Genomic DNA, 13,559 nt, shown 5'->3' with positions numbered 1-13,559 from the left:
GGCCGGGCCCGTACCCCCTCGCCGTCATGACCACCCGCGGGTCAGGCGAGACCGCGGCGGGCCACCCGCGGTGCGCGGTGTCCGGCGATCGCGGCCACCATCTCCAGCACCTGGCGGGTCTCCGCCACCTCGTGCACCCGGTACACCTGCGCACCCAGCCACGCCGACACCGCCGTCGTCGCCAGGGTGCCGATCAGCCGCTCCTTCACCGGCCGGTCCAGGGTCTCGCCGACGAAGTCCTTGTTGGAGAGGGAGACCAGGACCGGCCAGCCCGTGTCCGCCATCTCACCGAGCCGGCGGGTGGCCTCCAGGGAGTGCCGGGTGTTCTTGCCGAAGTCGTGGCCCGGGTCGATCATGATGCCGTCGCGCCGGACCCCGAGGTCCGCCGCCCGCTCCGCGAGGCCCACGGTGACCCGCAGGATGTCGGCCATGACATCGTCGTACGCGATCCGGTGCGGCCGGGTCCGCGGCTCCACCCCGCCGGCATGGGTGCAGACCAGGCCCGCCCCGTAGCGGGCCGCGACCCCGGCGAGCTTCGGGTCGAAACCGCCCCAGGCGTCGTTGAGCACATCCGCGCCCGCCTCGCAGACCGCGGCGCCGACATCGTGACGCCAGGTGTCGACGCTGATCACGACCGAGGGGAAGCGGCGCCGTACCTCGGCGACGAAACCGACGGTACGGCGGATCTCCTCCTCGGCGGTGACCTCCTCGCCCGGTCCGGCCTTCACCCCGCCGATGTCGATGATCGCCGCACCCTCGGCCACCGCCTGCTCGACCCGGGCCAGCGCGGGTTCGTCACGGAACGTGGCCCCCTGGTCGTAGAACGAATCGGGGGTACGGTTCACGATCGCCATGATCACCGGCTCGTGCGCGGCGAATTCGCGCGTTCCCAGCCGCAGCATCAGCGGTTTCCTCCTCTGGTGGTCCGGCTGCGACCCTAACTGTCGGACCGGCGTGGCACGATCAGCACCGGACGCATCGGCCCTCGGGTCATTCCTCGGTCCTCGGGTTCCACGGGAAGGGACGCTCGCTCGTGTTCTTGTTCTTGCTGATCGCGATGGTCGTGGTCGTCGGCGCGGTGACGCTCGCCGTGCTCGGCGGCGGCGACAGCACGGCGCTGCCCGAGGCGGCGCCCGAGCGGCTGGTGGATCCGCTGCCGGAGAGCAGACCGGTGGGACGGGCCGATGTGGAGGCGCTGCGGCTGCCGGTCGCGGCCCGGGGCTATCGGATGGCGGACGTGGACGACGCGCTGGCCCGGCTCGGGGCGGAGCTGGCCGAGCGGGACGCGCGGATCGCCCGGCTGGAGTCGGCGCTGGCGGGGGCGCGGGCGACGGCCCTCGGGGGCCGGGAGCTGTTCGCCGGGGCGGCGGGGCCGGACCCGGACGCGGTGCCCGGTGCGCCCGGCGGCCCGGAGCACCTCCCGCACACCGCCGCCGGCCCGGGGCCGGATGCGGACCCGGACGCGGTGCCCGGTCCGGACCGCGACCCGACGCCGGATCCGGAGCCCGGCCCGGCCGTCGGCGCGGACGCCGGTGCGGACGGGAAGCCGGCCGGGAGCGCCGTACCGGACACCCCCGGAGAGGCATACGGGGCGGGGCTCACCGCGCCGGATCCCGGGGGCCCGGACGCCGCGGCCGAGGGGCGCGACCGATGACCGCCGGCGGAGCCGTCCCCGGGCCCGACGGGCGGCCGCGCTGCCCCTGGGGGCTGTCGACGGACGACTATCTGCGCTACCACGACGAGGAGTGGGGGCGTCCGGTCCACGGCGACGACGCCCTGTTCGAGCGGCTCTGCCTGGAGGCCTTCCAGTCCGGCCTGTCCTGGCTGACCATCCTCCGCCGCCGCGAGGGCTTCCGCCGCGCCTTCGCCGGATTCGCCATCGCCGAGGTCGCCGCCTTCACCGATACGGACCGGGAGCGGCTCCTCGCCGACGAGGGGATCATCCGCAACCGGGCCAAGGTCGACGCCACCCTCGGCAACGCCCGGGTGCTGGCGGGCTGGGCCCCCGGCGAGCTGGACCGGCTGATCTGGTCCCACGCACCCGACCCGGTGGACCGCCCCGCCCCCGCGACCCTGTCCGACGTGCCCGCCGTCACCGACGAGTCCAAGGCCCTGGCGAAGGCGCTCAAGAAGGAAGGACTGCGGTTCGTCGGACCGACGACCGCCTATGCCCTGATGCAGGCGTGCGGACTGGTCGACGACCATCTGGCGGAATGTGTGGCCCGGGGCTGAGGGCGCGCGGTGGTCGCCGGCGGCGGGGACCGGCCCGTCAGCGGCCCTCGAAGACGGGCTTCTGCTTCGCCGTGAACGCCACCACCGCGTCCCGGTGGTCCCGGGAGGCGCCCGCCCGGGTCTGCAGCTCGTCCTCCTTGGCGAGGGTCTCCTCCAAGGAGTGGGAAGCGGAGTGGGCCAGGGACTCCTTGATCGCCGCGTAGGCCAGGGTCGGGCCGTCGGCCAGGGCGCGGGCCACCGCGCGGGCCTCGGCGGCCAGGGCGTCCGCGGCCACCAGCCGGTTCGCGATACCCAGCTCGTACGCCTCCTGAGCGGTCAGGCTCCGGGGGAAGAGCAGCAGATCGGCGGCGCGGCTGTGGCCGATCAGCCGGGGCAGGGTCCAGGACACTCCCGAGTCGGCGGTGAGTCCCACCGCGGCGAAGGCGGTGGTGAAGGACGCGGTGTCGGCGACGACCCGGATGTCCGCGGCGAGCGCGAAGCCCAGACCCGCGCCCGCGGCGACCCCGTTCACCCCGGCGACCACCGGCTTCGCCATCCCCGCCAGGGCCCGGACGATCGGGTTGTAGTGGTCGCCCACCGTGCTCATCACGGCGCGGGAACCGGACTCCTCGTCCCGGGCCAGCAGCCCGGCGTGCTCCTTCAGATCCTGGCCGACGCAGAAGGCGCGGCCGTTGCCGGTGAGCAGCACCGCCCGGACGGCCCCGTCCGCCGCGGCGGCCCGGACGGCCTCCCGGAGGGCGACCTTGGCCTCGGTGTTCAGCGCGTTCATGGCGTCGGGCCGGTTGAGCGTGATGGTCGCGAGCCCGTCGGTCACGTCGTAGAGCACGGAGTCGGCCATAGCGGGATCCCCTTTTTTCGGCGTCTCGGCACGTCGGTGGCGGTGTCGCGGATGGTGGCGCGACGGCGCTCAGCTCAGCATGGCGGAGATCGCCGGGAACAGGGCCGCGGGCTGTGAGCTGTTTCAAAGAAAATTCCCGGGCGGTTCCGGTCCGGTTTCCCGTCCGGTTTCCGGTCCGCTTGCCCCCGCGTGCGGAGAAGGCCCCGGAACGCCGGAGAGGCCCGGAGGCGGGGCGGGAAGGGGTACGAGAGGGCCGCACCAGGCCGGAGACCAGCGGAGAGTCCGGTCCGGCCGATCACCGAATTGAGTGGTTTTGGGAAAGTGCGTTGCCCAAGCGATGCCGACCGATGTTGGTCATCGGGTCCCGCCATGCGGGATAATGACCTGGAAGCAATGTGTTCGATGCCGTGATGACGGGCGCCCGCGGGGCCGCCGGTCGGCAGTCGATGAGCTGGTTTCAGGAAGGGGAACGAGCATGGCGGCCATGAAGCCGCGGACGGGCGACGGCCCGCTCGAGGTGACCAAGGAGGGGCGGGGCATCGTCATGCGCGTTCCGCTCGAAGGCGGCGGTCGGCTTGTCGTCGAGCTGACTCCGGACGAGGCCGAGGCCCTCGGCGACGCCCTGAAGCAGGTCGTCGGCTGACGCGTCGGTCGTTTGAAGACCCTGGTCACTGCCCCGGTACGGTCCCGTGCCGGGGCAGTGGCACATCCGGGTCCGCCTGTGCCCGTCGGTGTCTATTCGGGTCCGCCCGTCGGTGTCTATCCGGTTCCGTTCGGGTCCGTCCGGTCCGGCAGGGCCGGTCTCAGCCCCGGCGTACCGCGCAGAGCAGTCCGTCCCCCACGGGCAGCAGCGACGGCAGCAGCTCCGGACTCTCCCGGACCGCGCGCAGCAGCTCCCTCAGTCGCAGCACCTCGGCCGGCTGGGCCGCCGCGTCGACCGTACGGCCCCGGGCGAAGACGCCCTCGAAACAGACCAGGCCCCCCGGCCGCAGCAGGCGCAACGATTCGGCGAGGTAGTCGAGGTACTCCAGCCGGTCGCCGTCGCAGAACACGAGGTCGTAGCCGCCGTCCGCGAGCCGGGGCAGGACGTCGAGGGCGCGTCCCGGTATGAAACGTGCACGGTTCCCGGCGAAGCCCGCCTCCCGGAAGGCCTGCTTGGCGAACTGCTGCCGCTCCGGTTCCGGGTCCACGGTGGTCAGTACGCCGTCGGGCCGCATGCCCAGCAGCAGATAGATACCGGAGACACCGGTTCCCGTCCCGATCTCCGCCACGGCCTTGGCGTCCGTGGCGGCGGCCAGCAGGCGCAGCGCGGCACCGGTGCCCGGTGACACCGAGGGGACGCCCGACTCCCGGGCCCGGTCGCGGGCCCGGCGCAGCGTGTCGTCCTCGGCGACGAAGGCATCGGCGAATGCCCAGCTCGTCTGCCGGTTGGCGGTAATGGGCCTCTCCTGTCCCCGTAGTTGAACGCGACGTTGACTGTATCCGCTGGAGCCGGGAACCCGCAGATGGGACCGTTCGTTGAGCGGGAGGACACCGCAAGAGGCGGAACGGCAGCGGAACAAAGGGCAACAGCCGCCGGGGATATCGCGGGATGACGCCGGGGCGGTCGCTTTCGACCGGGTGGACGGGGGAGCGCATGGAGCCGGGCCATGAGCGGGAGCGCTATCCAAATTCGCGTAAAGATTCTTATCCTGAGCTAACGGGCGAGGTGGCTATGGTAGGGGCTCCGCTGGACACCACCAGAGCCGATAGGGGAGGTGCGGCTGCACCTGCGGATCGTCGGGGAGCGCTGCGGCGTTTTCTCGCCAGGTCACCGGGTGAGCCGAAATCCGTGACCGACATTGCTGACCGTTCCACCGCCGCCACGACCGCAGCCGCCACCGCGACCTTCGCCTCGGACGCGGAATCACAGGCGTGGACACCCCCTTCGTGGGAGGAGATCGTCAGCACCCACAGCGGACGCGTCTACCGTCTCGCCTACCGCCTCACCGGCAATCAGCACGATGCCGAGGATCTGACCCAGGAAGTCTTCGTCCGGGTCTTCCGCTCCCTGTCGACGTACACGCCGGGGACCTTCGAGGGCTGGCTCCACCGCATCACCACCAATCTCTTCCTGGACATGGTCCGCCGGAAGCAGCGCATCCGCTTCGATTCGCTGGGCGACGACGCGGCGGAGCGGCTCGCCAGCCGTGAGCCCTCGCCGCAGCAGGTGTTCAACGACAGCCACTTCGACGCCGATGTGCAGCAGGCGCTGGACACCCTCGCGCCCGAGTTCCGGGCCGCGGTGGTCCTCTGTGACATCGAGGGTCTGTCGTACGAGGAGATCGCCGCCACCCTGGGCGTGAAGCTCGGCACCGTCCGCAGCCGGATCCACCGTGGCCGCTCGCATCTGCGCAAGGCCCTGAAGCACCGTTCGCCCGAGGCCCGCGCCGATCAGCAGCGTGCGCTCGCGGGGGCCGTGGGGCTCGCGGGGGAGGGTGGACCGGCGTGAGCGGATCGACCCCCCTTCCGAGGACCCCGCAGTCCTCTCGTACGTCGCGTACCTCCCCCGCCGAGCACCACCTCGGGGACCGGCTCGCCGCGCTCGTCGACGGAGAGCTGACGCACGACGCCCGCGACCGGGTGCTCGCCCATCTGGCGACCTGCCCCCGCTGCAAGGCGGAGGCCGATGCCCAGCGCATGCTGAAGGACGTCTTCGCGCGGAGTGCGCCGCCGCCGCCGTCCGCGGGGCTGCTCGCCCGGCTCCAGGGGCTGCCCGCCGGGCCCGGACCGCTGGGCTCCGACGGGGACGACCCCCGCGGCGGTCCGTTCGGCGGGGGCCGGGACCGGGGTTCCGTCTTCGCCGCGCCCGTCCCGGCGGACGGCCGCCGGCCGGTGCCCTTCGGCTATCTGCCCGGCGGTCACGGCCTCGGCGGTGCCCCGGCACCGCTCGGTGCCGGTCCCCGGGGCTTCGGGGTGCACGAGGTCGGCAGGCCCGAGGGCGAGCGTTCGCCCTGGCGCGGCCGCCGCTTCGCCTTCGCCGCCGCCAGCGCGGTCTCCTTCGCCGCGATCGCCCTCGGCGGCTCCATGCCCGTGGACGGCTCCGCCCAGGCAGGGCCGCGCTCCGGCGGTTCCGGCACCGGCGGTACGACCGCGGTGAACACCGGAGCGGGCAGCGGCACCGCGGGTACGGCCCAGGGCACCGCGACCGGATTCGGCACCTCCGCGGCGGCGAACCGGGCCGCGGAGTACGAGCGCCGCAGAAACAGCGGCCACGGGCCGACCCGCTCCGAGGAGCGCACCGCCGGCCGTTCCGTGCCCGGGGAGCCCGAGGTGCCGCTCAATCTCGCCTCCCTGCCCGCCCCGGTCGCACTGAACGCCGCCTACCCCGCGTTCCCCGCCTTCAAGGAACCGCTGATACGCCCCCTGGGGTACGCCTTCCACCTCCGCGCCCCGCACGGCTTTCTGCCGTCGGTCGCCTCGCCCGCGCCCGTGGCCCCGGCGGCTGCCGCCTCGCCCGCGCCCGGCCACCGGCTGCCGGCGTCGCAGGGCCCGGTGACCAACACCCGGTGAGCCCGGTCCCCCGGGGCCTCCTGCCGGTGATTCGCAAACCTGGTTGAATCTCCGGGGGTGTCCGCCGGGGCGCCGCCCAGGCCGGCAGTTTGCGGGGAGAGTATGGACGACGGGAAGCACACCGGACCGAGGGCGGCATGGTGGAACCGGGCCGGTGCCCGGCGCCGGGCCGAAGCGGCGTCCGCGACACCGGCCGACAGCGGTCCGGGACCGGTCGACGGCGTGCCCGGCGTCCCGGGAGCCGCGGCCGGACAGCCCCGGCCGCTCCACGAACCCGACGAGTACAGCACCCCGCCCTACGGCGGCCCCGGACCGTGGGCGCCCGCCCCGCCCGTCCAGCGGCCCGTACCGACCCCCGCGCACGGCACCGCCGTACCACCGGCCCATTCGCCCCACGACGCCCCCGGGCGGCCGCCGACGGCCGCTCCCGGGGCCCTGGGAGCGGCCGTCGTCCCGCCCGTGACGCCCGCCCCGCCCGTGACGCCCGCCCCGGCCGTGCCCGCAGCGCCCCCCGCCCCGGCCGGACCTCCCGCCGCCGGGCAGCCGGCGGACGGCGCCGGGTTCACCGCCGCACCCGCCGTGCCGGCGCAGCCCGTACCGCCGCAGACGGCGTTCGCGCACCCCGCCGCCGAGCCGCCGCCCGCCACCGGTGCGCAGTGGCTTCAGTACGACCCCTGGGGCGCCCCCGCCGGCTCCGGCGACGGCCGTCCGCCCGCCGCCCCGCTGGACTATCCGGACGGACCCGGCCCCCGCCGCAGCAGCAACCGGGGCCCCCTGGTCGCCGGGGCGGTCCTGCTGGCCCTGGTCTCCGGAGTCATCGGCGGCGGCATCGGCTCCTACACCGAACGCAACGGCGGCTTCGGCACCGACCGCGTCGAACTGGACCAGGCCCCCAGGGAGGACCGCGACCGCGCCCCCGACAGCGTCGCCGGGATCGCCGCCCGCGCCCTCCCGGGAGTCGTCACCCTCCATGTCGGAGGGGGCGGGGAGCAGGGCACCGGCACCGGCTTCGTCCTCGACAAACAGGGCCATATCCTGACCAACAACCACGTCATCGACCCGGCGGGCGGCTCCGGCCCGATCTCCGTCACCTTCAGCAGCGGCGAGACCGCCGCCGCCACCCTCGTCGGCAAGGACAGCGGCTACGACCTCGCCGTGGTCAAGGTGACCGGAGTCTCCGGGCTGACGCCGCTGCCCCTCGGCAATTCGGAGAACGTCCGCGTCGGCGACCCCGTCGTCGCCATCGGCGCCCCCTTCGACCTCCAGAACACGGTCACCTCCGGCATCATCAGCGCCAAGGAGCGCCCCATCACCGCGGGCGGGGAGAAGGAGGGCAGCGACGTCAGCTATGTCGACGCCCTCCAGACCGACGCCCCCATCAACCCGGGCAACTCCGGCGGACCGCTGATGGACTCCCGGGGCCGGGTCATCGGTATCAACAGCGCCATCCGGGCCGCCGACAGCGGCAGCGGCCCCGAGGGCAGCCAGTCCGGCTCCATCGGCCTCGGCTTCGCCATCCCGGTCAACCAGGGCAAACGCGTCGCCGAAGAGCTGATCAACACCGGCCGGGCCACCCATCCCGTGATCGGCGTCAGCCTCGATATGCGCTATAGCGGCGAGGGCGCCCGGATCAGCTCGAAGAACAGCGACGGCTCCCCGTCCGTCGTCCCCGGCGGCCCCAGCGCCAAGGCGGGCATCCGGCCCGGCGATGTGATCACCAAGGTCGACGGCCAGAAGGTGAACGGCGGTGAGGAGCTGATCGTCAAGATCCGCGCCCACCGCCCCGGCGACGAACTGGAGCTGACCGTCATCCGCGACGGCCGGAGCATAACCAAGCAGCTGACCCTGGGCTCCGCCACGGGCGACTGACCGGTCCCGGACGGCGGTGACCGGCCGCGGGGCACCCGGATGAACGGCGGATGGACGGGACGGTTCCGCGCGGATCACCCCTTACCGGCACGTGACGCGCGGAACTTCCGCCGGGTACGGTGGATCGGATCCCGTACCCATGGGAGCCGCGGGCCACGGAGAACACGAGGAGTAGCAGGGTGTTCAGTGACATAGGCGTACTGGAGCTGGTGGCCCTCGTCGTGCTCGCCGTGCTTGTCTTCGGCCCCGACAAGCTGCCCAAGGTCATCCAGGACGTATCGCGCACGATCCGGAAGATCCGCCAGTTCTCCGACAGTGCCAAGCAGGACATCCGCGATGAACTCGGACCGGACTTCAAGGACTTCGAATTCGAGGACCTGAATCCGAAGACGTTCCTGCGCAAGCAGCTCGACCAGAACGACGAGCTGCGCGAGCTGAAGGAGCTGGGCGACTCCTTCGATTTCCGCAAGGACCTCAACGATGTCGCGGACTCGGTCAACGGCACCGGGCCCGAGCCCGCGGCCGTGGCGGGCACCTCCGCAGCGAAGACCGCGCCGCCCTCGCCCGGCACCCCGGACCTGCTGAAGAAGCCCGAGCCCGGGCGGGAAGAGCGTCCGCCGTACGACGCCGACGCAACCTGACGTACCTGACTAGCGGACGGTCCGAGCGGCCGTACCGCCGGGGCCCGGAGCGCACTCACAGCGCCCCGGGCCCCGGCGCGTACCGGCATCCGCTCCGGACCGGAGGCTCCGGCGCACAGAGCCGTGAGCGACCGCGCGCGACCCGCCGCGGAGCGCGCCGAGACGCGCCCCGGCCGAGCCCCTCAAGGGTCCCTGCGGGGCTGTACGGGTCCGTACGGGGCTTTCCGGGCCGTTGGGCCAGGCGGCCGCATACCCGGGCGGGCGGGGGCGGCAGTCGGGTCCTACACGCCTCCCGACAGCGGTCAATCCCGTTGCTCCGGGGCGGGGTGGTTATTCTCTCCATCGGCCAGGACGCGAGGACGCCCGAGGGGGGCGGGTCCGCTCCCGGCCCCGGACACGGAGGAGGCGGCCCGATGGAGACGACGAGCCCCGAGGCGGACCGGACCGCGCCCGAGCGGCGGAGGCAGCAGGCGGAGCGGACGCTCGACGACTACGGCCGGGCGTCCTTCCCCTGGTACGGGCTGGACGCGGCGTTCACCGGCCCGCGCCGGCTGATGCAGGTCGGCGCCGCCGCCGACGGCATCGTCCAGCACGGTTCACTCGGCCACGGCGACACCCCGTCGATACGGTCCGCCGCCGTGGGGGACGAGGAGAGCAAGGAGCGCTTCGCCGTCGTCGTCACGGTCGCCGCCAGCCCGGTGCGCCGCGACGGTACGGGGGTGCTCGACGCGACCTCGGTCTCCTCGGCCGCCTGGCTGGCGGGCTCCGGTCTGCTGGCCCACACCTGGCCGCCGCAGATGGACCACGCCCTGCGCGACGACTGGCTGGACCAGCAGACCGAGACGGCCTTCGAACTCGCCGACGACCTCGACGGGCCGGTCTGGACGGTGCTCTCGCTGCCGGTCGACGGCGAGCCGACCCCGTTCCACTACCGCGAGACCGACTTCGGGTGGATCCTGGCGGGCTCGGCCACCGGCGGCGTGCACCTGGGCGCGTACGGGCGGGGCATGAGCGCGTACGGCCTCGGCTTCGCGGTCGTACGCGACCTCGAACCGTACGTCTGAGCCGGTCCGCCCCGGCGCCGCCCGGGGCGGACCGGCCCGCGCACCCGGCCGGCTGCCCGGACCTCTGTGCCGTACCGCTGCGGACCGGCCGGACCCGGCCCGGATCCCGGGGACCTCAGGGACCTCCGCGGGGCCGGTGGCCGGGGCGTACCGGCCGCCGCCCCGGCGGTGCCGTCAGAACTTGTTCCGCGGAGTGATGCCGAGGCTCAGCCCCGAAAGCCCCCGCTGCCGCCCGCCGAGCTTGCCCGCGATGGCCCGCAGCGCGGAGCCCGCCGGGGAGCCGGGGTCCGTGAGGACGACCGGCCGGCCGTCGTCCCCGCCCTCCCGGAGCCGTACGTCGATCGGGATGGACCCCAGCACCGGCACCGTCGTCCCGGTGGTCTGCGAAAGGCCCTCCGCGACCTTCTGGCCGCCGCCGGTGCCGAACACGTCCACCATCTCGTCGCAGTGCGGACACGGCAGCCCGGCCATGTTCTCCACCACGCCGACGATCTTCTGATGGGTCTGTACGGCGATGGACCCGGCGCGCTCCGCGACCTCCGCCGCCGCCTGCTGCGGGGTGGTGACGACCAGGATCTCCGCGTTCGGCACCAACTGCGCCACCGAGATCGCGATATCGCCGGTGCCCGGCGGCAGGTCCAGCAGCAGCACGTCCAGATCGCCCCAGTACACATCGGCGAGGAACTGCTGGAGCGCGCGGTGCAGCATCGGTCCGCGCCACACCACGGGCGCATTGCCCGGGGTGAACATGCCGATGGAGATCACCTTCACGCCGTGCGCCGACGGCGGCATGATCATGTTCTCGACCTGGGTGGGCCGGCCGTCCGCGCCCAGCATCCGCGGCACCGAGTGGCCGTAGATATCCGCGTCGACGACGCCGACCTTCAGACCGTCCGCGGCCATCGCCGCGGCCAGATTGACCGTGACCGACGATTTGCCGACCCCGCCCTTGCCGGAGGCGACCGCGTACACCCGGGTCAGCGAGCCCGGCTGGGCGAAGGGCACCTCGCGTTCGGCGGTCGTCCCGCGCAGGGAGGCGGCCAGCTCGCGCCGCTGCTCGTCGCTCATCACATCCAGCGTGACGTCGACCCGGGTCACGCCGTCGACCCGGGAGACCGCTTCCGTGACGTTCCTGGTGATCGTCTCGCGCATCGGGCAGCCGGAGACGGTCAGACAGACCGTGACGGCGACCGCTCCGTCCGCCCCGATCTCCACCGCTTTCACCATGCCGAGGTCGGTGATCGGTCGGTTGATCTCGGGGTCGTTCACCGTCGCCAGTGCCGCGAGCACCGCGTCTTCCGTAGCCATACGGAGATGGTACGGCGCGGCCCGCCGACCCGGGAAAGCCCGTCAGCGGTCGCCTTCGTCACGCCCCGGACCGCCCCGGTCCGGGAATACCCCGGGGCGGCCCGGAGCCCCCGGGCGGGCCGTGCGCTCGGGTTGCCCCGGCCGCCGGCCGTCGCCCGTGCCCAGATCCCGGAGCAGGTCCTGGAGCTCCGAGCGGATCCAGTCGCGGGTGGCGACCTCGCCCAGGCCCATCCGGAGCGCCGCGATCTCCCGGGTCAGATACTCGGTGTCCGCGATGGACCGCTCGTTCTGCTCCCGGTCCTGCTCGTGGGTGACCCGGTCGCGCTGGTCCTGCCGGTTCTGCGCCAGCAGGATCAGCGGCGCGGCGTAGGAGGCCTGGAGCGACAGCATCAGGGTGAGGAAGATGAACGGATACGGGTCGAACCGCAGTTCCCGCGGGGCCCAGATATTCCACAGCACCCACACGATGATGACCGCGGTCATCCAGACGATGAACCGGCCCGTCCCCAGGAAGCGCGCGATCCGCTCCGACAGACGCCCGAAGGCCTCCGGGTCGTACTCCGGCAGGATCGTCAGCTTCGGCACCTGCGGCATGTCGAGCCGGGCCCGGGGCCGTACCGTCGTACGGTCCTTCGGCTCGCCCCGGTCGAGCGGAGGGCCGTAGTCGCCGCTCACCGCGCCGTCCGCCCCGGGGAGCCGTCCGCAGCGCCGCCGCGGGCGGTCGCGTCCTCGTGGAACGCGGACTCCTCGAACTCGGTCTCCCGCCAGTCCTCCGGCAGCATATGGTCGAGGACGTCGTCCACGGTCACCGCGCCCAGCAGCGACCCGCCCTCGTCCACCACCGGCGCGGCCACCAGGTTGTAGGCGGCCAGATAGCCGGCCACCGCGGGCAGCGCGGAGCCGGGGGCCAGCGGCGGCAGGTCGCTGTCCACCACCGAGGCGACCAGCGTGTACGGCGGCTCCCGCAGCAGCCGCTGGAAGTGGGCCGTCCCCAGATACCGGCCCGTCGGCGTCTCGTCCGGCGGGCGGCAGACGTACACCTGCGCCGCCAGTGCCGGGGGCAGATCCTGCTGCCGCACCCGGGCCAGCGCGTCCGCGACCGTCGCGTCCGGCCGCAGCACGATGGGCTCCGTCGTCATCAGACCGCCCGCCGTGTGCTCCTCGTACGACAGCAGCCGCCGCACATCGGCCGCGTCGTCCGGGCGCATCAGCGTCAGCAGCCGCTCCTGGTCCTCCTCCGGCAGCTCGGAGAGCAGGTCGGCGGCGTCGTCGGGGTCCATCGCCTCCAGGACGTCGGCCGCCCGCTCCTGGTGCAGTTTGCCCAGGATCTCCACCTGGTCGTCGTCGGGCAGCTCCTCCAGCACATCCGCCAGCCGGTCGTCGTCGAGGGCCGCCGCCACCTCGGCCCGGCGTTTGGGCGACAGATGGTGCATCACATTGGCGAGGTCCGCCGGGCGGAGCCGTTCGAAGGTGGCGACCAGGCTCTCCGCACCCTGGGCGTCCTCCTCCAGCGAGAAGCCGGTGACCGCCGACCACTCGACGGTCAGCGTCTCGCCCTTGCGGCGCAGCGCCCCGCCCTTGCCGCGGCGGACGAAGACCCGGTCGATCTCCCAGTCGCGGCGGGCCGGAAGCCGCCGTACCGAAACATCCAGCACCGTCACCTCCTCGCCCGGTTCACCGTCTCCCGTGCCGCCCCCGACGAGCTGCACCCGCCGGTCCAGCAGCTCGCCCAGCACCAGCCGCTCGGTGGGCCGCTGCTCGAAGCGGCGGACGTCGAGCACCCCGGTGGTGATGACCTGGCCGGACTCGATACCGGTGATCCGGGTCATCGGCAGGAAGATCCGCCGCCGGGTCAGCAGCTCCACGACCATGCCGAGCAGCCGCGGCGGCCGGTGGCCGACGCGGAGCATGGCGACCAGATCGCGTACCCGGCCGACCTGGTCGCCGTTCGGGTCGAAGACGGGGACACCGGCGAGATGGGAGACGAAGACGCGGGAGGTGCTTCCGGCCATGCTGCTCTTTCGTCCGGTTCCACGGTGAACGCTGCCGTTCAGG

Annotated in this window: 14 protein-coding genes; 8 read left to right on the top strand and 6 right to left on the bottom strand. The window is 73.5% G+C overall.

All coding sequences use genetic code 11. From position 1 onward, the window contains the following. Window positions 1–41: 41 nt before the first annotated feature. Complete coding sequence (gene folP, locus ACIQ9E_RS05380) at window positions 42–902, bottom strand: dihydropteroate synthase (RefSeq protein WP_403702253.1); 861 nt, start codon at window positions 900–902, stop codon at window positions 42–44. Window positions 903–1,033: 131 nt separating this feature from the next. Between folP and ACIQ9E_RS05375 the strand changes: the two genes are divergently transcribed. Next, window positions 1,034–1,654 carry a hypothetical protein gene (locus ACIQ9E_RS05375; RefSeq protein ID WP_403702251.1) on the top strand — a complete coding sequence of 207 codons (621 nt, stop codon included), beginning with the start codon at window positions 1,034–1,036 and terminating at the stop codon, window positions 1,652–1,654. After that, window positions 1,651–2,232, top strand: coding sequence for a DNA-3-methyladenine glycosylase I (locus ACIQ9E_RS05370; RefSeq protein ID WP_403702248.1), 582 nt, complete (start codon window positions 1,651–1,653; stop codon window positions 2,230–2,232). The genes ACIQ9E_RS05375 and ACIQ9E_RS05370 overlap by 4 nt, the downstream gene beginning before the upstream one ends. 37 nt (window positions 2,233–2,269) lie before the next feature. Here ACIQ9E_RS05370 and ACIQ9E_RS05365 read toward each other — a convergent pair whose 3' ends face one another. Further along, window positions 2,270–3,070 carry an enoyl-CoA hydratase-related protein gene (locus ACIQ9E_RS05365; protein WP_403702245.1) on the bottom strand — a complete coding sequence of 267 codons (801 nt, stop codon included), beginning with the start codon at window positions 3,068–3,070 and terminating at the stop codon, window positions 2,270–2,272. A gap of 475 nt (window positions 3,071–3,545) precedes the next feature. Here ACIQ9E_RS05365 and ACIQ9E_RS05360 point away from each other — a divergent pair, with 475 nt between their 5' ends. Then, window positions 3,546–3,713, top strand: a complete 168-nt coding sequence (locus ACIQ9E_RS05360; protein WP_006346801.1) for a DUF3117 domain-containing protein — start codon at window positions 3,546–3,548, stop codon at window positions 3,711–3,713. Window positions 3,714–3,873: 160 nt separating this feature from the next. On the opposite strand, the gene ACIQ9E_RS05355 is transcribed toward ACIQ9E_RS05360, so the two are convergent. Beyond that, complete coding sequence (locus ACIQ9E_RS05355; RefSeq protein WP_403702917.1) at window positions 3,874–4,575, bottom strand: O-methyltransferase; 702 nt, start codon at window positions 4,573–4,575, stop codon at window positions 3,874–3,876. A 209-nt stretch (window positions 4,576–4,784) separates the two neighbouring features. Here ACIQ9E_RS05355 and sigE point away from each other — a divergent pair, with 209 nt between their 5' ends. The 5 genes from sigE (at window position 4,785) to ACIQ9E_RS05330 (ending at window position 10,196) form a co-directional block, all read left to right on the top strand. Next, window positions 4,785–5,561 (top strand): RNA polymerase sigma factor SigE, encoded by a 777-nt coding sequence (gene sigE / locus ACIQ9E_RS05350; RefSeq protein WP_403702242.1) that lies wholly within the window; start codon window positions 4,785–4,787, stop codon window positions 5,559–5,561. Beyond that, window positions 5,558–6,622 (top strand): anti-sigma factor family protein, encoded by a 1,065-nt coding sequence (locus ACIQ9E_RS05345; protein ID WP_403702240.1) that lies wholly within the window; start codon window positions 5,558–5,560, stop codon window positions 6,620–6,622. Before sigE ends, ACIQ9E_RS05345 begins: the two co-directional genes overlap by 4 nt. A gap of 102 nt (window positions 6,623–6,724) precedes the next feature. Further along, window positions 6,725–8,491: a S1C family serine protease gene (locus ACIQ9E_RS05340; RefSeq protein WP_403702237.1), complete on the top strand. Its 1,767-nt coding sequence runs from the start codon at window positions 6,725–6,727 to the stop codon at window positions 8,489–8,491. A gap of 179 nt (window positions 8,492–8,670) precedes the next feature. Then, a complete protein-coding gene (locus tag ACIQ9E_RS05335) occupies window positions 8,671–9,132 on the top strand; it encodes a sec-independent translocase (protein WP_403702234.1) in 462 nt (153 codons plus the stop codon). Window positions 9,133–9,545: 413 nt separating this feature from the next. Next, complete coding sequence (locus tag ACIQ9E_RS05330; RefSeq protein ID WP_403702231.1) at window positions 9,546–10,196, top strand: hypothetical protein; 651 nt, start codon at window positions 9,546–9,548, stop codon at window positions 10,194–10,196. Window positions 10,197–10,370: 174 nt separating this feature from the next. Here the strand turns inward: ACIQ9E_RS05330 and ACIQ9E_RS05325 are convergent, their stop codons facing one another. From ACIQ9E_RS05325 to ACIQ9E_RS05315, 3 genes are read right to left on the bottom strand one after another with little or no spacing between them, the layout of a single operon-like run. After that, window positions 10,371–11,504, bottom strand: coding sequence for an Mrp/NBP35 family ATP-binding protein (locus ACIQ9E_RS05325; RefSeq protein ID WP_403702228.1), 1,134 nt, complete (start codon window positions 11,502–11,504; stop codon window positions 10,371–10,373). A 42-nt stretch (window positions 11,505–11,546) separates the two neighbouring features. Further along, the gene (locus ACIQ9E_RS05320; protein ID WP_403702226.1) at window positions 11,547–12,179 is read right to left on the bottom strand and encodes a DUF1003 domain-containing protein; all 633 of its coding nucleotides are present in this window, start codon (window positions 12,177–12,179) and stop codon (window positions 11,547–11,549) included. Beyond that, a complete protein-coding gene (locus ACIQ9E_RS05315) occupies window positions 12,176–13,516 on the bottom strand; it encodes a magnesium transporter MgtE N-terminal domain-containing protein (RefSeq protein ID WP_403702223.1) in 1,341 nt (446 codons plus the stop codon). The genes ACIQ9E_RS05320 and ACIQ9E_RS05315 overlap by 4 nt, the downstream gene beginning before the upstream one ends. Between the last annotated feature and the right edge of the window lie 43 nt (window positions 13,517–13,559).

This window comes from Streptomyces sp. NPDC094448, assembly GCF_044763775.1.
GTDB lineage: Bacteria > Actinomycetota > Actinomycetes > Streptomycetales > Streptomycetaceae > Streptomyces.
This window is presented reverse-complemented; position numbering and strand designations above follow the sequence as displayed.

What these genes read in the sequence shown, in the direction of transcription:
- ACIQ9E_RS05360 (WP_006346801.1), top strand. Translation starts at nt 3,546, where the DNA reads ATGGCGGCCATGAAGCCGCGGACGGGCGACGGCCCGCTCGAGGTGACC.
- ACIQ9E_RS05340 (WP_403702237.1), top strand. Translation starts at nt 6,725, where the DNA reads ATGGACGACGGGAAGCACACCGGACCGAGGGCGGCATGGTGGAACCGG.
- ACIQ9E_RS05365 (WP_403702245.1), bottom strand. Translation starts at nt 3,070, where the DNA reads ATGGCCGACTCCGTGCTCTACGACGTGACCGACGGGCTCGCGACCATC.
- ACIQ9E_RS05370 (WP_403702248.1), top strand. Translation starts at nt 1,651, where the DNA reads ATGACCGCCGGCGGAGCCGTCCCCGGGCCCGACGGGCGGCCGCGCTGC.
- folP (WP_403702253.1), bottom strand. Translation starts at nt 902, where the DNA reads ATGCTGCGGCTGGGAACGCGCGAATTCGCCGCGCACGAGCCGGTGATC.
- sigE (WP_403702242.1), top strand. Translation starts at nt 4,785, where the DNA reads ATGGTAGGGGCTCCGCTGGACACCACCAGAGCCGATAGGGGAGGTGCG.
- ACIQ9E_RS05325 (WP_403702228.1), bottom strand. Translation starts at nt 11,504, where the DNA reads ATGGCTACGGAAGACGCGGTGCTCGCGGCACTGGCGACGGTGAACGAC.
- ACIQ9E_RS05315 (WP_403702223.1), bottom strand. Translation starts at nt 13,516, where the DNA reads ATGGCCGGAAGCACCTCCCGCGTCTTCGTCTCCCATCTCGCCGGTGTC.
- ACIQ9E_RS05330 (WP_403702231.1), top strand. Translation starts at nt 9,546, where the DNA reads ATGGAGACGACGAGCCCCGAGGCGGACCGGACCGCGCCCGAGCGGCGG.